Raw genomic sequence first — 15,838 nt, forward strand, 5'->3', positions numbered from 1 at the left:
CCCTCCTGAAAAACCCTCCGCATTGTGCGGTTTAAAGGTTTTGACGGGAGGAAATGTGAGTAACCGAGGTGAGCAGTCACTGCTCAAACAATCGACCATCCTGATGTTCGCCGTTGCGATCGCGGGGATTGTCACGGGTGTGATATCCGGCGCCCAATCTATTCTGTTCGACGGCTTTTTCTCGCTGATCGCCACCGCCATCAAGGTGTTGATGCTGATCACGGCCAAGCTGATCGCGAAGAAAAGTAACGACCGCTTCCAGTTCGGCTATTGGCACCTGGAGCCCATGGTGCTGTTGATCGAAGGCAGCTTCCTGCTGCTGATCGCTATCTATGCCTTCCTTAACGGTGTGTTCGGCATCATCAATGGCGGGCGCGAGATCGAGTTGGGCCTGGTGATCATCTACGCGGCGGTGTTTACCGTGGTGGAGTTCGCCTATTTCTTCTACGTGCGTTATCGCAACCGCAGGCTGAAATCCTCGCTGATCCAGTTCGACAACATCAGCTGGCTGGTGGACGCGATGCTCTCGGTGGGGTTGCTGATCAGCTTTCTTGCCGCGCTGTTGCTCAAGTCCCAGGGCTATGGCGAGTGGGCTGTGTATGTCGACCCGCTGATCCTCATCCTGCTGGCCCTGAGCATGCTGGCGCCGGCGTTCAAGATCCTGCGCCCGGCGCTGCGCGAGGTGCTGGGGATTGCCCCGGACCAACTGGACGACAAGGTTCGAGAAGTAATGGCCGCGGTACAGGCCAGGCATGGTTTCGACGACTATGTGTCCTACGTGCAAAAGCACGGGCGGGCGCGGTTTATCGAGATTCATGTGGTATTGCCGGCGAATTACCCGGTGGATAACGTCGCGACGCTGGACGCCTTGCGCGAAGAGATATCCACAGGGCTCGGCACGCCGGATGCGGCGCGCTGGCTGACGATCAGTTTTACCGGGGATCGTAAGTGGGTTGCGTGACAACCAGTTAGACCGAGGTGAGGCCTTCGGGGGCAAGACAGGTCACCCGAGATGCTGGACCAGCCCCTGATAGCAAGTCGCCAAATGATAAGGCGTGGTAGAAGGCATATCCCGCCGACTCACCTCACCCGTGGCATCCAGGCATTCATGCCAGCCTTTCCCATGCAGAAAATGCTGTTGCAGTGCCAGCAACTGGCGCTGCAACACTGCTTCACTTTCCGGTCGCAAAGTCAGTGCCCGCAGATATTCGGCCTGGGCCCAGATGCGCTGGGTGCCGTCGCGCACGGTGCCGTCCAGGGCCAGCATGCCACTGACCGCACCGCTTAACTTATCCACACCCTTTTGTTCGGCGTAGGCAAATGCGCGCGTCAGCGAGGCATGCAGCGGGGTGCCGCGCAGGACGGGCGATGATTCGAGCAAAAAGAACCATTCGAACTGGTGGCCGGGCTCAAACCAGTTATCCACAGCGCCCAGCGGTTTTTCCATCATCACGCCGTGCTGACGGTCGATGAAGCGCTTTTGCATGGCGTGGGCCAGGTCCAGCAGGGCGTCCTGGGTGATGGCGTCTTCACGCACGGCCAGCGTGGCGAGAAAGCCTTCGGCCAGGTGCATCAACGGGTTTTGCAGCGGGCCGGACTTGAGCGATGACCAGTTGCGCTCCAACACCGCTTCGTACAGGCCGTCGCCGGTGGCGAAACGCTCGGCGACCACTTCCAGGGCGGCATCGAGCACCGACTCCACCAGCGGCTCGCGCACCTTGGCCCAGTAATGAGCGCAGGCAAAGATGATGAAGGCATGGGTGTAGAGGTCTTTGCGCTTGTCCAGCGGCTGCCCGGCCGGGTCGATGCTGTAGAACCAGCCGCCGTGCTCGGCGTCGTGGAAGTGCCGTTGCAGGGAGCGGAACAACGCGGCTGCGCGCTCCTCGGCAAAGGCTGCGCCGGGCTCGCCGATCAGACTGGCAAACAGGTACAGCTGTCGTGCGCAGGCCATGGCGCGGTAGCGTTGCGGCGGCAGCGGTTGGTGATCGGCGCCCAGCGCCTCGTAGGGCAGCGCCAACTCGGCATTCCAGCCCGGGCCTTGCCAGAGCGGCACGATCAGGTCATGGAAGTGGGTGAGCACGGAATTCAAGGCGGGTTGGAAAGCGCTGGGCATTGGCTGGCGTCGTCACGGCAGGGGTGTAGGCGCGCATGGTAGCAGGCTTGGGAACAGTGGTGTCTGTGCCAAAGCTATCGGGGGCGGTGCGACGGTTCGACTTGCCCCCGATGAGGCCTTAAGCAGCCCCGCAAATCACCCCGCCAGCAACCAAACCCCAGTCGCCGCCGAAGCCGCCCCGGCAATCCGCACCAACGGCGCTGCGGCCGCTGGCAGGAAGCGCACCACCGCATACCCGGCGGCGTGCAATACCGCAGTCGCACCGACAAACCCAGCGGCATACGCCCAAGGGTTGGACATGTCCGGCAGCTCCAGGCCGTGAGCCACACCGTGGAACAGCGCAAACAGCGCCGTGGCACCTACCGCCATAAACAGCGGTGGCCGCACCGCCAATGCGACAGCCAGGCCCAGGGCCAGTACCGAGGCGGCAATCCCGCTTTCCAGCGCCGGCAATTGCAGGCCTTCAAAACCCAGCACGCCGCCAATCAGCATGGTGCCCACGAAGGTGCACGGCAGGGCCCAGCGCGCAGCGCCTTTTTGTTGCGCGGCCCACAAACCGACCGCGACCATGGCCAGCAAGTGGTCGATCCCGCTCAGGGGGTGGCTGATCCCGGCAAACAGGCCGTTGTCGCCGTGGCCCGGATGGGCGAAGGCCAGGGCGGGGGCGAGCAGCAGTACGGCGGCTGCGAAGAGTTTTTTGAGGCTCATGGACAGGTTCCTTATAGGGTGATCAGGCGGCGGTCAGCAGGCCTTGGCGTTCGATAAAGGCGACGATGTCATCCAGGCCGACACCGGTTTTCTGGTTGCTGAATACAAAGGGTTTGCCGTTGCGCATGCGCTGGGTGTCGCTGTTCATCAGCTCCAGCGAGGCACCGACCAGCGGCGCGAGGTCGATCTTGTTGATCACCAGCAGGTCGGATTTGCAGATACCCGGCCCGCCCTTGCGCGGCAGCTTGTCACCGGCGGACACATCGATCACGTAGATGGTCAGGTCCGACAGCTCCGGGCTGAACGTGGCCGAGAGGTTGTCGCCGCCAGACTCCACCAGGATCAGGTCGAGGCCGGGGAAGCGGCGGTTGAGCTGGTCTACAGCCTCGAGGTTGATCGAAGCGTCTTCACGGATTGCGGTGTGCGGGCAGCCGCCGGTTTCCACGCCGATGATGCGCTCGGGCGCAAGGGCCTGGTTGCGCACCAGGAAGTCGGCGTCTTCACGGGTGTAAATGTCGTTGGTGACTACCGCCAGGTTGTAGCGATCGCGCAGGGCTAGGCACAGGGCCAGGGTCAGGGCCGTTTTGCCGGAGCCCACCGGGCCGCCGATGCCAACGCGCAAAGGTTGTGTGTTCATGCATGCTTCTCCTAGGAACGGAACAGGCGGCTGTACTGGCGCTCATGGGCCATGCACGCCAGGGACAGGCCAAAGGCGGCGCTGCCGAAATGGTTGGGGTCGATCTGCCCGGCGTCCTGCTGGGCCTGTTGCAACAGGGGCAACAGTTCGCTGGTCAGGCGCTGTGCGGCTTGCTGGCCCAGGGGCAGGGTTTTCATCAGCACGGCCAATTGGTTTTCCAGCCAGCTCCAGAGCCAGGCGGCGAGGGCGTCGTCGGCGCTGATGCTCCACGCGCGCGCTGCCAGCGCCCAGCCCAGGGCCAGGTGCGGCTCGGCGAGGTGTTCAAGAAAGCTGCGTGCGGCGGCGTCCAGTTCGGGCAAGCCATTAAGCAGTTGCTGCAGGGAGTAGCCCATCTGCCGGCTCTCCTGATACAGCTCGCGCGTCTCGCGGCTGGCGCGATGCTCTTCGCACAATTGTGTCAAGCGCGGCCAGTCCTGGTCGGCCGCGGCACGGCAATGGGCGAGCAACAGCGGCGCTTCGAAGCGCGCCAGGTTGAGCAGCAACTGGTCGCTGATCCAGCGCCGCGCACTGGCGGCATCCTTCACCCGGCCGTTTTCCACGGCCATTTCCAGCCCTTGGGAGTAGCTGTAGCCGCCAATCGGCAATTGTGGGCTGGCCAGACGCAGCAACGCCCAGGCTGGGTTCATAGGCGTACGCCGAACTGGTGCAGCTTGGGCGGGTAATTGAAATCTTCATCGCCATGGCGCGAGTGATGATGGCCACCGCCATAGGCACCATGTTCCGGCTGGAACGGTGATTCGAGCGTCTCGGTGTGGGCGCCCAATTGCTCAAGCATGGCCTTGAGCACGTAGTCATCGAGCAGACGCAACCAGCCATCCCCGACTTGTAACGCCACATGGCGATTACCGAGGTGATAGGCGGCGCGGGTCAGTTCGAAGGCACTGCTGCAGGTGACGTGCAGCAGTTGTTCAGGACGCGCGCACACACGTACGACCCGTCCGTCTTCGGCCTGTAGGAATTCACCATCGTGCAACGGCGGCTGGCCGCGCTCCAAGAACAGGCCGACGTCTTCACCGTCGGCACTGAAACAGCGCAGGCGGCTTTTGCTGCGTGCCTCGAAATTCAGCAGCAGTTCGGCGGCCCAGACGGCCTGGGGGGCGATTCGGCGGTGGATCACCAGCATCAGAAATCTTCCAGCTATGAGCGATGAAAGACCTAGAGCAAGGGGCTTGCCAACCCCGGTTGAGGGTAAGAATTACCTGTAGGCAGGTACGCCAGCGCCACCAAAGAGGGCGTGAAAAGAGCGCAGGCGTGACCTGTAATGGTGCGCGCGTTTGCGTAGTGCACTTATCGCGGGCGTTTTGGGACTTTTCCTACGCATGCCTAAGAGTCGGCGTTCAATAGCTTGCCTGGCGTTTCACTAGCCTATGCGCCGTGTTTAATTCACTGCGACGGTTTTCATGCTCAAGTCATTTTATGTGTTGGTCATTGTCAGCCTGGTTTTCGCAGTTGCGCCTGCTTTGGCCAATTTAAAACCCCAGGCAGCCTTCGATACTGCGCCGCACCCCGCCATCGACAATGTGATCGACCGCGCCCATGCGTTGCTCGGCACGCCTTACAAGAACGGTGGTACCGCGGTGGAGCAAGGGTTTGATTGCAGCGCCTTCCTGGTCTATTTGTTCAAGACCGAAGCCAATATCCGTTTACCTCGCACCACGATGGCGATGCATCGCTCCAGCGCCGCGACCATCCAGCGTGCGGCACTGAAGCCGGGCGATGCGGTGTTTTTTCGCGGTAATGGGCGCCGCCAGGTCAGCCATGTCGGGCTTTATATCGGCGAAGGCAAATTCATCCATGCGCCCCGCACCGGCAAGCGCGTGCGGATTGATTCGCTGAACAATACATATTGGAAAAAGTATTACACCAGCGCCAAGCGTTTCCATTCGGCGGGCTGATCGGCTTACTCGGTGCTGCCCAGCCCTTGCCAATGCTTGAGGCCGATGAAGATAAAGCGCAGTTGCTGGGTGATTTTTGCCTGGGGCGTGAGGTGGGGCGGCAAGGCCTGGGCGGGTGGGTCGATAATGTCGGGGAGGGTGGCGAACACGCTCTTGACGATCAGGTCGGCCATTACGTGCAAGCCTTCGGCGTCCAGGTGCTGGAGCTTGGGCATCAATGTGAGGTCAGCGGCCAGGTCGCGGGTGATGTCTTCACGCAAGGCGCCGATGGCCTGGCGCACGGCCAGGCAGCCGCCGTATTGCTCACGGGCCAGGAACAGGAATTGCGAACGGTTGGCCGAGACCACATCGAGAAAGATCCGCACGGAGGCATCGATAATGCCGCCCATCACGAATTCGTTGTGGCGCACCAGGCGGATTGTGGCGCGAAAGGTCTGGCCCACTTCGCTGACCAATACCAGGCCAAGCTGGTCCATGTCGGCAAAATGGCGATAGAAACCGGTGGGTACGATACCAGCCGTCTTGGCCACTTCACGCAGGCTCAGGCTGCCAAACCCACGGCCACACTCCATCAGATGGCGGGCTGCGTCCATCAAGGCGAGGCGGGTCTGTTGCTTCTGTTCGGCGCGGGGCAGCATTGGCGGGCGGGCTTTGTCGGCAAGTACAGCGATGCACTCTAGCAAAACAGCTTCGTTGACGTCGAACTTGGCGCAGGCGTGGCGTGATCTATATAAAAGCAAAAGCCCGATCGGCAGATCGGGCTTTTTTCTGGGCCACCACAGGCTTAGCTCTGTGCTTCGTGCAGTTCTTTCAGGCGATCGGCACCACCTTCGGCAACACCTTGGGTGTAGGCACGATCATTGGCTTGTTCGGCGCCGCCTTCAACCAGGCCTTTCTGTTCCAGGCGATCACGGCCACCTTCAGCAACACCTTCGGTGTAGGCGCGTTCGTTGGCATTTTCAGAACCGCCTTCAACCAGACCTTTCTGTTCCAGGCGGTTGCGGCCGTTTTCAGCAACAGCGCCTTTGGCGTAGTCGCGGTTGTCTTCTTCCTGCGAACCGCTGCGAGCCAGGGTCTGGCTGGATTCAACGGCTTGGGCTTTGTTTTGTGGGATAGCCTGTTCGGCAGCTGGCAGGGCGAAAGCGCTGGAAGCCAGGACGGATAACAGGACGGTAGCGAGTACTTGGCGTTTCATGATGGGTTGCTCCTTGGGAGGGCGATAAAGTGGGTACAGGGCTAATGCTACTCTCGATAAGTCGATATAAAAGTTCATAAACACAATGGTAATAATCAACAGAATTGATTGTTCGCTGGAGAGGCTCTAGCACGGGCCTCTCAAGCACGCGGTTTTGCACCAGGCTGGGTATTTTCGACACGAACTTGGGTAACAATGGTGCGCCATCGATGGATGAAATGGTCTGGTCGGTCAGGAAAATGGCTTTTTGCGACTAAATCCGTGATTGGGTTAAACCCCCGCGCGGTTTGCCAGTCGTAGCCTTATAAGCTGTAGTTTCGCTACTTGTATTGAGGAGTCCTGTGCAATGACGCGCACTCGTAAAATCGTTGTTTGGAGCTGCGCCAGCTTCGCTCTGTTGCTCGCCATCGTGGTGCTGGTCCTGGTGTTCTTCGACTGGAACCGCATCAAACCGCCCCTCAATGCCAAGGTTTCCGAAGAGTTGCATCGCCCGTTTGCCATCAATGGCAACCTGGCCGTGGTGTGGGCGCGTGAGCCCGATGAAGGCGGCTGGCGGGCCTGGGTGCCGTGGCCGCATGTGATTGCCGAAGACCTGACCCTGGGCAACCCGGACTGGTCGAAAAAACCGCAGATGGTCACGCTGAAAAAGGTTGAGCTGCGCATTTCACCGCTGGCGCTGCTGGTGCAACGCGTGGTGATCCCGCGTATTGACCTCACCGAACCGAGCGCCGAGTTGCAGCGCCTGGCCGACGGCCGCGCCAACTGGACCTTCAAGTTCGACCCCAAAGACCCCAACGCTGAGCCGTCCAATTGGGTGGTGGATATCGGTGCCATCGGCTTCGACAAAGGCCACGTGACCCTTGACGACCAAACGCTCAAGACCCAGTTGGACGTGATCATCGACCCCTTGGGCAAACCCATCCCCTTCGGTGAAATCGTCGGTGACGCCGATGCCAAGAAGGCCCTGGAAAAAGGCTCCGCACCGCAGGACTACGCTTTCGGCCTCAAGGTCAAAGGCCAGTACCACGGCCAGAAACTCGACGGCAGTGGCAAGATCGGCGGCTTGCTGGCCTTGCAGGACGCGGCCAAGCCGTTCCCGCTGCAAGCCCAGGTGAAGATTGCCGACACCAGCATCGCCCTGGCCGGCACCCTGACCGACCCGCTGAACCTCGGTGCCCTGGACCTGCGGCTGAAACTTTCCGGCAGCAGTCTGGGCAATCTCTACCCGCTGACCGGCGTGACGCTGCCGGATTCGCCGGCCTATTCCACCGACGGCCACCTGATCGCCAAGCTGCATGAAGCCAGCGGTGCCTCATTCACCTATGAGAACTTCAACGGCAAGATCGGCAACAGCGACATCCACGGCAACCTCAGCTACGTCGCCAGCCAACCACGGCCCAAGCTCAGCGGTGCGCTGGTGTCCAACCAGTTGCTGATGACCGACCTCGCGCCCCTGATCGGCGCCGACTCCAACGCCAAGCAGAAGGCGCGTGGCGGTGAAAGCAAACAACCGGCGACCAAGGTGCTGCCGGTGGAAGAGTTCCGCACCGAGCGCTGGCGCGACATGGACGCCGATGTGGAATTCACCGGCAAACGCATCGTGCACAGTGCTGACCTACCCTTCACTGACCTCTACACCCACTTGGTGCTCAACGATGGCGAACTGAGCCTGGAGCCCCTGCGTTTCGGCGTGGCCGGCGGCAAGCTGGATGCACAGATCCGCCTGAACGGTCGCACTACCCCGATGGAAGGTCGCGCCAAGCTCACTGCGCGCAACTTCAAGCTCAAGCAGCTGTTCCCGACCTTCGAACCGATGAAGACCAGCTTTGGTGAACTCAACGGCGACGCCGATATTTCCGGGCGCGGCAACTCGGTGGCGGCGCTGCTGGGCACGTCCAATGGCGACCTGAAAATGCTCATCAATGATGGCGCCATCAGCCGTAGCCTGATGGAAATCGCCGGGCTCAACGTGGGCAACTACGTGGTCGGGCGTCTGTTTGGCGACAAGGAAGTGAAGATCAACTGTGCGGCGGCAGACTTCGGTATCAAGACGGGCCTGGCGACCACGCGCTTGTTTGTATTCGATACCGAGAACGCGATCATCTACATCGATGGCACGGCGAATATGGCCACCGAACAACTGGATCTGACGATCACGCCGGAGTCCAAGGGCTTCCGCCTGTTCTCCCTGCGTTCGCCGTTGTACGTCAACGGGCCGTTTATCAAGCCCAATGCCGGTGTGAAAGCCATCCCCCTGGCACTGCGCGGTGCCGGCATGGTCGCGCTGGGCGTGATTGCCGGCCCAGCGGCGGGCTTGCTGGCATTGGTCGCGCCAAGTGGCGGCGAGCCGAACGAATGCGCGCCGTTGTTGCAGCAGATGAAGGAAGGCAAGGCGCCGAAGACGGTGAAAGGCTAACTGACAGCCTGCAGGCTGCAGATTTGAATGTAGGAGGGGGCTTGCCCCCGATAGCGGTGTATCAGTCAACTAATTCAGTGACTGACACACTGTCATCGGGGGCAAGCCCCCTCTCACATTTCTTATCTGCAGTGTTGCTGTTTACAGGCCTTGCAGAATATCCGCCATGTCATCGGCGTGTTCTTCTTCCTGGGCCAGGATGTCTTCGAAGATACGGCGTGTGGTCGGGTCTTTATCGCCGATGTACTGGATGATCTCGCGATAGCTGTCCACCGCAATGCGCTCGGCTACCAGGTCTTCGTAGACCATTTCCTTCAAATTCTTGCCAGCCACGTATTGCGCGTGGGAGTTCTTCGACAGCAGGTCCGGGTTGAACTCCGGCTCGCCGCCCAGTTGCACGATGCGCTCGGCCAGTTTGTCGGCGTGCTCGGCTTCCTGGGTGGCATGTTCGAGGAACTCATCGGCGGCGATGCTGGCTTTCAGGCCGCTGGCCATGAAGTAGTGGCGCTTGTAGCGCAACACGCAGACCAGCTCGGTGGCCAGCGATTCGTTGAGCAGGCGAATGATTTCTTCGCGGTCGGCGTCGTAGCCTTCGGTCACAGCGCCGTTTTCGACGTTTTGGCGGGCGCGGCTGCGCAGGGTCGCAACGTCAGTCAGGTGTGCTTCAGTCATTTCAATCTCCTGGTACTAATCCGGTTTTGCGCCACGCTCTGCCGGCGTGATCGCTCCAAGTTGTGAGTCCCAGGCAACGCAAAAAGTTTTATCGGATTTCACACCGCTTGGCCGGACAGCTGCGCTTCCTCCCGCACCCACTGGAAAAACGCTCGAACCGGCGGGTGGCGCTCACGGCCCGGTACGCATAGGGCGGTGTAGCCGGCGCCGTCCACGCTGATCTGCGGTCGATAAGGCACCAGCAGTCCGGTGGCAACGCTTTCCGACACCAGGATATTGCTCGCCAGCACCAGCCCCTGGCCGGCAATCGCCGCTTGCAGCGCGTAGTGCTCTTCATCGTATTCGCGCAATTGCGCGGTGTGGGCCAGCCAGGGCTCCCCGGCTTTTTCGCACCAGGCTTGCCAGCCCAAGGCGTACAGCTCGGAGTTGTGCCAACGCACGCTGATCAGGGTGGGCACCCGGATCGCGGCCAGGGCGACCTGTTCGGGCGAGCCGTACACCGCAAAACCCTCATCGAACAGGCACTGGCCATAAAGGTTGGGGTAGTCGCCGAGGCTGTAGCGGATTGCCAGGTCGACGCTGGCGTCCTGCTGCAAGTCGATCACGTCGCACTGGGTATCCAGGCGCAAGTTGATGTCTGGGTGGGCGGTATAAAACCGCCCAAGGCGTGGTACCAGCCACAGCGCGGCAAACGCCGGCGTAGTGGACACCGTGAGGTGCCCGGCGCTGCGTTGCGGGCGCAAGGTGTCGAGGCTTTGCGCCACATCCAGGAAGGCGCCATGCACGCTGCGAAACAAGCGCTCGCCACCTTCCGTCAGGCGCACCTGGCGTGGCAGCCGCTCGAACAGCGGCACCCCGAGCCAGGTTTCCAGGCTGCGAATCTGGTGGGACACCGCCGTGGGCGTCACCGAGAGTTCCTGGGCGGCGGCCTTGAAGCTCAGCAGGCGTGACGCTGATTCAAACGTACGCAGGGCGGTAAGGGGCAGTGAAGCGAACATTTTTCCTCCATGGATGAAGTGGATTCATCTGGATTAACTATTGCTCATTTGTCGAAATCCGGGCTCATCCATAGATTTTCTGGCATCAGCGGCGGCCATTTCGGTTGCCTGAGTCTACCCTGTGAAGGATTCGACAGATGAAAAAAATGCTAGTGATTCACTCGAGCCCCCGTGGTGAGCGTTCCCACTCCCGCCGCCTGGCCGAATCGTTTATCGATGCCTGGCAAACCGCCAACCCTGATGCTCAATTGACCCGTCGCGAAGTCGGGCGCGCCGCCATTCCTCATATCAGTGAAGCCTTCGTGGCGGCCAATTTCTATCCCGAGCCGCAGTCGCTGCCGAAGGTGATGAAGGCCGACCTGCAATTAAGCGACGAACTGGTCGGCGAGTTGATCGAGCATGAGCTGCTGGTGATTTCCATGCCGCTCTACAACTTCGGCGTGCCCAGCGGCCTCAAGGCCTGGATCGATCAGATCGTGCGTATGGGGCTGACGTTCGATGTCACTCAAGACAGCCAGGGCATGGCGCAGTATCACCGTCTGCTGACGGGCAAGCGCGCCCTGATCATTACCAGTCGCGGCGGTAACGGCTTTGGCCCGGGCGGCGAAAACGCGGCGATGAACCACGCAGATCCGCACCTGCGTACGATTCTCGGCTTTATTGGCATCGACGATATCCAGGTGATCGCCGCAGAAGGTGAGGAGTCGGACAAGAGCGTTTTCCAGCGCGCCTGCGAAGAGGCCGAACGCCAGCTGCACGACCTGGCAGGGCAGTTCTAAAAAGGCCGGGGCGTCATGGGGCGGTCATGTCGATTGGTCTAGGATGGAGTCATCACCTCCCCGATCAGGACCTTTGCACCATGCCCGACCCCCTCGCCACGCGTTACCCCCTGGTGCTGGTGCCCGGCATGCTCGGGTTTGTACGCCTGGGGTGGTTCCCGTATTGGTACGGCATCGTCCCGGCGCTGCGGGCGGGGGGCGCGCAGGTGTTTCCGGTGCAGGTAGCGCCGCTGGATTCCAATGAGGTGCGCGGCGAGCAGTTGCTGGCGCAGATCGAGCAGATCCGTCGCGAAACCGGAGCCGACAAGGTCAACCTGATCGGCCACAGCCAAGGTGCGTTGAGCGCGCGTTATGCAGCGGCCAAACGCCCGGAGTGGGTTGCTTCAGTGACCTCGGTGGCCGGTCCCAACCACGGCTCGGAACTGGCGGACCATATCCACGCGCATTACCCCATCGATGGCTTCAAGGGGCGGATCATGAGCGCGTTGTTTCACCTGGTGGCCTGGGTGATGAGCCTGCTGGAAACCGGCTATCGCGGCCCGCGTTTCAAGGCGGACCTGCACGCCTCCCATCTATCGCTGACCAGCCAGGGCGTGGCGCTGTTCAATCGCCAGTACCCTCAAGGCTTGCCCGAGACCTGGGGCGGGCAGGGCGCGGAGCTGGTCAATGGCGTGCGCTATTACTCGTGGTCCGGCACCTTGCAGCCAGGCAAGACCGATCGCGGGCGCAATTTGCTGGACGGTACGAACCGCAGTTGCCGACTGTTCGCTCGCAGTTTTGTCCGCGAGAAGGGCCAGTGCGACGGCATGGTCGGGCGCTACAGCTCGCACCTGGGGCGGGTGATCGGTGATGACTACGCCCTCGATCACTTCGATATCGTCAACCAGTCCATGGGCCTGGTGGGCAAGGGCGCGGAACCGATCCGGCTGTTTGTCGAGCACGCGCGGCGCTTGAAGGCGGCCGGCGTCTAGCGCACCGGCGTGGTCCAGCGCTCCGACAAAATGACCCCGCCCAAGGTCAGCAGGCCGCCCACCAGGTGGTACAGCGCCAACTCTTCCTTCAGCACTACCGCTGCGATCAGCACGGTAATCAATGGCAGCAGGTTGAAAAACAGCGTGGTCCGGCTCGGCCCCAGCGTCTTGATCGAGTGCATCCAGGCCAGCGGCGCGAGCATCGACGCCAGCAGGCAGGCATACAGCACCAGCGGGATATTGGCCACGCTCAGGCCCTCTTTGGACGAGACCAGGAACAGCGGAAACAACACCACCACCGCCACCAGCACCTGCAAATACAGCAACACCAGCGGCGGCAGGCGCAGCTGCCATTTCTTCAGCAGCGTGCTGTAAATCGCATAGGACAAGGTTGACACCAGCATCAAGCCGTCCCCCAGGTTGACCCCGTGTTGCAGCAGCGCATCGAGGTTGCCGGCCGACACCACCACCACCACCCCGGCAAACGACAGCACCGCACCCACCAGCGCGCCGTAGGTCAGGCGCTGGCCGAGGCTGATGATGGCGGCGGTCAGCGACATCAAAGGCATCAACGACAGGATGATGCCCATGTTCGTCGCGGTGGTCAGCGTCGCGGCGTAATAGGCCAGGCTCTGATACACCACCATGCCCATCACGCCGAGGACCGCGATCTTGCCCAGGTTCGGGCGGATCAGCGACCAGTGGGCAACCACCGGCTTGAGCATGAACGGCGTGAACAGCAGCGCCGCCAGCAACCAGCGATAAAAGCCGATCTCCGTGGGGAAGATCACGCCCACGGCGAGCTTGTTGACCACGGTGTTGCCGGCCCAGATAAAGATGGCCAGCAGGGGATACGCGTATTGCATCGAAAGAAACCAGGTGTGTTGATGAGGCAGGATTATCCCCTGTCTGGATCGAAGCCTATACTGCGATCCAGACAAGCGACCGTTGTATCCAGACAATATGGCCAGACATACCGTACGCCTACCCGATTTCCCGCGCCTGCCCAGCCCGGTGTACTTCCGCTACTCCGATTTTGCCCCGGACACCGAGTGCACGCCGCACCAGCACTTCTGGGGCTCGCTCGACTACTCGGCCAGCGGCGTGATGCGCATGGAAGTCGCCGGCAGCCGCTTTATGTCACCACCGCAATATGCCGTGTGGGTGCCGCCGCACACCGAGCACAGTTCGTACAATGCCCACGCGATTGTCTATCACTCGGTGGGCCTGGCGCCCGAGCTCTGCGAGCAACTGCCCCGGCAGCCGTGCACCCTGGCGATCAGCGACATCCTCAAGGCCATCCTGCGCGACTTTGCCCTGCGCGATGTGAATATCCCGCAAAGCGACGCCGACCGGCGCCTGGCCGAAGTGGTCGTGGACCAGCTCCGGCAGGCGCCGATGCATGATTGCTTCCTGCCCTACGCCCGCCATCCCGGGCTGCTCGGGGTGCTGGAAGGCATGCAGGCCGACCCCGCCGACAACCGTCCCCTGGCGCACTGGGCCGAGCACGTGCATGTGAGCGAACGCACCCTGGCGCGGCAGTTTGTGCGGGAATTGGGCATGAGCTTCGGCGAATGGCGCCAGCGCCTGCGCTACCTGGCCGCCATCGAGGCACTGGACAGCGAGCGCAGCGTGCAGCACGTGGCCTTCGACCTCGGCTACAGCACCGCCTCGGCCTTTATCGCCATGTTCCAGCGCCATGCCGGCTGCACGCCGGAGCAGTACCGCCGGGCAAATATCCGTGGCCGGTGAAGATGTAACAGGCTTTGACTACACTGCTCGATAGGCCGTGCCGCCCGGCACGGTAACTGGGAGAAAACTCCATGAAGATGCTGCGTATTCCGCTGTTGATGATGGGCCTGCTGTTGTGTTCTCAGGGTTTTGCCGCCACCGCCCAGCAAAATAAAATGACCACCTGCAACGCCGAAGCCACCACCAAGACGCTTAAAGGTGACGACCGCAAGGCCTTCATGAAGACCTGCCTGTCGGCCCCGGCGGCCAACGATGCCAAGACCCTCACCCCGCAGCAGCAGAAAATGAAGGATTGCAATGCGTCGGCGAAAACCAGGGCGCTGACCGGCGATGCGCGCAAAACCTTTATGAGCACTTGCCTCAAAGGTAGCTGATCACGCGAATCTCCTGTGCGAGCGGGGTTGCTCGCGAAAGCGGTGGGTCATTCAACACATCAGTGGCTGAACGACCGCTTTCGCGAGCAAGCCCGCTCTCACACTGACGGTGTTCGCAATTCAGACCACTCGCTTGATTCTCTCAAGGCTGGCAGACTGCCCATCCTTTAGCGCCGTTTGTTTTGAGGCTGTATGCCAACGTTTTCTCAGCGTCACGTGATATTACTGGCCAGCTACATCATCATTTTCGGCGGACTGCTGCTGGTACTGCCGCTGAAATTGCTACCCAGCCTGCTGGCCGGCCTGTTGGTTTATGAACTGGTCAACATGCTCACCCCGCAACTGCAGCGGCTGATCGAAGGCCGGCGCGCGCGTTGGCTGGCGGTGGCCTTGCTTGGCACCCTGATCGTCAGCGTGCTGACCCTGATCTTCGCCGGCGCCATCAGCTTCCTGCTCCACGAGGCGGAAAACCCCGGGGCCTCCCTCGACAAATTCATGGGCGTGGTCGACCGCGCGCGCGGCCAGCTGCCGCCGTTCCTCGACGCCTACCTGCCCGCCAGCGCCGCCGAGTTCCGCGTGGCCATTGGCGATTGGCTGAGCAAGCACCTGAGCGAACTGCAACTGGTCGGCAAAGATGCCGCCCACATGTTCGTGACCCTGCTGATCGGCATGGTGCTCGGCGCGATCATCGCCCTGCAGCGCGTGCCCGACCTGACCAAACGCAAGCCACTGGCCGCCGCGCTGTTCGACCGTTTGCACCTGCTGGTCCAGGCGTTTCGCAATATCGTCTTCGCCCAGATCAAGATCGCCGCGCTCAATACGGCCTTCACCGCCGTGTTCCTGGCCGTGGTGTTGCCGCTGTGTGGCATTCACCTGCCCCTGACCAAGACCCTGATTGTGCTGACGTTCCTGCTCGGCCTGCTGCCGGTGATCGGCAACCTGATGTCCAACACCCTGATCACCATCGTCGCGCTGTCGCTGTCGATCTGGGTGGCGGTGGCGGCGTTGGGCTATCTGATCGTGATCCACAAGGTCGAGTACTTCCTCAACGCGCGCATTGTCGGCGGGCAGATCAGTGCCAAATCCTGGGAATTGCTCCTGGCGATGCTGGTGTTTGAGGCTGCGTTTGGTTTGCCCGGTGTAGTAGCGGGGCCGATTTATTACGCGTATCTGAAGAGTGAGCTGAAGCTCGGCGGGATGGTTTAAGCTTTTTGTAGCTTTGGCCGGCCTAATCGGGGGCAAGCCCCCTCCCACAGGTGGAATGCATT

18 protein-coding genes are annotated in these 15,838 nt (G+C 61.4%); 8 read left to right on the top strand and 10 right to left on the bottom strand.

Translation table 11 applies throughout. The features are described 5' to 3' along the window. The first annotated feature begins 55 nt into the window (after window positions 1-55). Complete coding sequence (locus tag CXQ82_RS02915) at window positions 56-961, top strand: cation diffusion facilitator family transporter (protein ID WP_101265966.1); 906 nt, start codon at window positions 56-58, stop codon at window positions 959-961. A gap of 42 nt (window positions 962-1,003) precedes the next feature. Here the strand turns inward: CXQ82_RS02915 and CXQ82_RS02920 are convergent, their stop codons facing one another. The 5 genes from CXQ82_RS02920 to ureE all read right to left on the bottom strand — a co-directional run bounded on the left by CXQ82_RS02920 (window position 1,004) and on the right by ureE (window position 4,641). Beyond that, window positions 1,004-2,113, bottom strand: coding sequence for an AGE family epimerase/isomerase (locus tag CXQ82_RS02920; RefSeq protein ID WP_101265968.1), 1,110 nt, complete (start codon window positions 2,111-2,113; stop codon window positions 1,004-1,006). 135 nt (window positions 2,114-2,248) lie between these two features. Further along, window positions 2,249-2,821 carry a HupE/UreJ family protein gene (locus CXQ82_RS02925; protein WP_101265970.1) on the bottom strand — a complete coding sequence of 191 codons (573 nt, stop codon included), beginning with the start codon at window positions 2,819-2,821 and terminating at the stop codon, window positions 2,249-2,251. Window positions 2,822-2,843: 22 nt separating this feature from the next. After that, window positions 2,844-3,458, bottom strand: coding sequence for an urease accessory protein UreG (ureG, locus tag CXQ82_RS02930; RefSeq protein ID WP_003188109.1), 615 nt, complete (start codon window positions 3,456-3,458; stop codon window positions 2,844-2,846). Between the two features lie 11 nt (window positions 3,459-3,469). Continuing rightward, entirely contained in the window at window positions 3,470-4,144 is a 675-nt protein-coding gene (locus CXQ82_RS02935) for an urease accessory protein UreF (protein ID WP_101265972.1), read from the bottom strand. Then, window positions 4,141-4,641, bottom strand: a complete 501-nt coding sequence (ureE, locus tag CXQ82_RS02940) for an urease accessory protein UreE (protein WP_101265974.1) — start codon at window positions 4,639-4,641, stop codon at window positions 4,141-4,143. The genes CXQ82_RS02935 and ureE overlap by 4 nt, the downstream gene beginning before the upstream one ends. Window positions 4,642-4,918: 277 nt before the next feature. On the opposite strand from ureE, the gene CXQ82_RS02945 reads away from it, so the two are divergent. Further along, window positions 4,919-5,413, top strand: a complete 495-nt coding sequence (locus CXQ82_RS02945; RefSeq protein WP_101265976.1) for a C40 family peptidase — start codon at window positions 4,919-4,921, stop codon at window positions 5,411-5,413. 5 nt (window positions 5,414-5,418) lie between these two features. Here CXQ82_RS02945 and CXQ82_RS02950 read toward each other — a convergent pair whose 3' ends face one another. Both CXQ82_RS02950 and CXQ82_RS02955 read right to left on the bottom strand, forming a co-directional pair. Further along, on the bottom strand, window positions 5,419-6,051 hold the full coding sequence (locus CXQ82_RS02950; protein ID WP_101265978.1) for a TetR family transcriptional regulator: 633 nt from the start codon (window positions 6,049-6,051) through the stop codon (window positions 5,419-5,421). A gap of 146 nt (window positions 6,052-6,197) precedes the next feature. Continuing rightward, window positions 6,198-6,608 carry a hypothetical protein gene (locus CXQ82_RS02955; RefSeq protein ID WP_101265982.1) on the bottom strand — a complete coding sequence of 137 codons (411 nt, stop codon included), beginning with the start codon at window positions 6,606-6,608 and terminating at the stop codon, window positions 6,198-6,200. A 346-nt stretch (window positions 6,609-6,954) separates the two neighbouring features. On the opposite strand from CXQ82_RS02955, the gene CXQ82_RS02960 reads away from it, so the two are divergent. Next, entirely contained in the window at window positions 6,955-9,024 is a 2,070-nt protein-coding gene (locus CXQ82_RS02960; protein ID WP_101265984.1) for an AsmA family protein, read from the top strand. Window positions 9,025-9,165: 141 nt separating this feature from the next. On the opposite strand, the gene CXQ82_RS02965 is transcribed toward CXQ82_RS02960, so the two are convergent. Beyond that, window positions 9,166-9,696, bottom strand: a complete 531-nt coding sequence (locus CXQ82_RS02965) for a bacterioferritin (protein WP_101265987.1) — start codon at window positions 9,694-9,696, stop codon at window positions 9,166-9,168. Window positions 9,697-9,794: 98 nt separating this feature from the next. Next, on the bottom strand, window positions 9,795-10,694 hold the full coding sequence (locus CXQ82_RS02970; RefSeq protein WP_101265989.1) for a LysR substrate-binding domain-containing protein: 900 nt from the start codon (window positions 10,692-10,694) through the stop codon (window positions 9,795-9,797). 137 nt (window positions 10,695-10,831) lie between these two features. On the opposite strand from CXQ82_RS02970, the gene CXQ82_RS02975 reads away from it, so the two are divergent. After that, window positions 10,832-11,473, top strand: a complete 642-nt coding sequence (locus CXQ82_RS02975) for an FMN-dependent NADH-azoreductase (RefSeq protein ID WP_101265991.1) — start codon at window positions 10,832-10,834, stop codon at window positions 11,471-11,473. 80 nt (window positions 11,474-11,553) lie between these two features. Next, a complete protein-coding gene (locus CXQ82_RS02980; protein WP_101265993.1) occupies window positions 11,554-12,444 on the top strand; it encodes a triacylglycerol lipase in 891 nt (296 codons plus the stop codon). On the opposite strand, the gene CXQ82_RS02985 is transcribed toward CXQ82_RS02980, so the two are convergent. Next, window positions 12,441-13,310 carry a DMT family transporter gene (locus CXQ82_RS02985; RefSeq protein WP_101265995.1) on the bottom strand — a complete coding sequence of 290 codons (870 nt, stop codon included), beginning with the start codon at window positions 13,308-13,310 and terminating at the stop codon, window positions 12,441-12,443. The genes CXQ82_RS02980 and CXQ82_RS02985 overlap by 4 nt on opposite strands. A gap of 97 nt (window positions 13,311-13,407) precedes the next feature. On the opposite strand from CXQ82_RS02985, the gene CXQ82_RS02990 reads away from it, so the two are divergent. The 3 genes from CXQ82_RS02990 (at window position 13,408) to CXQ82_RS03000 (ending at window position 15,776) form a co-directional block, all read left to right on the top strand. Further along, window positions 13,408-14,196, top strand: a complete 789-nt coding sequence (locus CXQ82_RS02990; RefSeq protein WP_101265997.1) for a helix-turn-helix transcriptional regulator — start codon at window positions 13,408-13,410, stop codon at window positions 14,194-14,196. Window positions 14,197-14,267: 71 nt separating this feature from the next. Continuing rightward, window positions 14,268-14,570, top strand: a complete 303-nt coding sequence (locus CXQ82_RS02995; protein WP_101265999.1) for a PsiF family protein — start codon at window positions 14,268-14,270, stop codon at window positions 14,568-14,570. 192 nt (window positions 14,571-14,762) lie between these two features. Continuing rightward, entirely contained in the window at window positions 14,763-15,776 is a 1,014-nt protein-coding gene (locus tag CXQ82_RS03000; RefSeq protein WP_101266002.1) for an AI-2E family transporter, read from the top strand. The last annotated feature ends 62 nt before the right edge of the window (window positions 15,777-15,838 follow it).

It is taken from the genome of Pseudomonas sp. S09G 359 (genome assembly GCF_002843605.1).
Taxonomy (GTDB): domain Bacteria; phylum Pseudomonadota; class Gammaproteobacteria; order Pseudomonadales; family Pseudomonadaceae; genus Aquipseudomonas.

Bases quoted from the DNA above. Each gene is read 5' to 3' on its own strand.
- CXQ82_RS02920 (WP_101265968.1), bottom strand. From the start codon at position 2,113: ATGCCCAGCGCTTTCCAACCCGCCTTGAATTCCGTGCTCACCCACTTC.
- CXQ82_RS02925 (WP_101265970.1), bottom strand. From the start codon at position 2,821: ATGAGCCTCAAAAAACTCTTCGCAGCCGCCGTACTGCTGCTCGCCCCC.
- ureG (WP_003188109.1), bottom strand. From the start codon at position 3,458: ATGAACACACAACCTTTGCGCGTTGGCATCGGCGGCCCGGTGGGCTCC.
- CXQ82_RS02935 (WP_101265972.1), bottom strand. From the start codon at position 4,144: ATGAACCCAGCCTGGGCGTTGCTGCGTCTGGCCAGCCCACAATTGCCG.
- ureE (WP_101265974.1), bottom strand. From the start codon at position 4,641: ATGCTGGTGATCCACCGCCGAATCGCCCCCCAGGCCGTCTGGGCCGCC.
- CXQ82_RS02945 (WP_101265976.1), top strand. From the start codon at position 4,919: ATGCTCAAGTCATTTTATGTGTTGGTCATTGTCAGCCTGGTTTTCGCA.
- CXQ82_RS02950 (WP_101265978.1), bottom strand. From the start codon at position 6,051: ATGCTGCCCCGCGCCGAACAGAAGCAACAGACCCGCCTCGCCTTGATG.
- CXQ82_RS02955 (WP_101265982.1), bottom strand. From the start codon at position 6,608: ATGAAACGCCAAGTACTCGCTACCGTCCTGTTATCCGTCCTGGCTTCC.
- CXQ82_RS02960 (WP_101265984.1), top strand. From the start codon at position 6,955: ATGACGCGCACTCGTAAAATCGTTGTTTGGAGCTGCGCCAGCTTCGCT.
- CXQ82_RS02965 (WP_101265987.1), bottom strand. From the start codon at position 9,696: ATGACTGAAGCACACCTGACTGACGTTGCGACCCTGCGCAGCCGCGCC.
- CXQ82_RS02970 (WP_101265989.1), bottom strand. From the start codon at position 10,694: ATGTTCGCTTCACTGCCCCTTACCGCCCTGCGTACGTTTGAATCAGCG.
- CXQ82_RS02975 (WP_101265991.1), top strand. From the start codon at position 10,832: ATGAAAAAAATGCTAGTGATTCACTCGAGCCCCCGTGGTGAGCGTTCC.
- CXQ82_RS02980 (WP_101265993.1), top strand. From the start codon at position 11,554: ATGCCCGACCCCCTCGCCACGCGTTACCCCCTGGTGCTGGTGCCCGGC.
- CXQ82_RS02985 (WP_101265995.1), bottom strand. From the start codon at position 13,310: ATGCAATACGCGTATCCCCTGCTGGCCATCTTTATCTGGGCCGGCAAC.
- CXQ82_RS02990 (WP_101265997.1), top strand. From the start codon at position 13,408: ATGGCCAGACATACCGTACGCCTACCCGATTTCCCGCGCCTGCCCAGC.
- CXQ82_RS02995 (WP_101265999.1), top strand. From the start codon at position 14,268: ATGAAGATGCTGCGTATTCCGCTGTTGATGATGGGCCTGCTGTTGTGT.
- CXQ82_RS03000 (WP_101266002.1), top strand. From the start codon at position 14,763: ATGCCAACGTTTTCTCAGCGTCACGTGATATTACTGGCCAGCTACATC.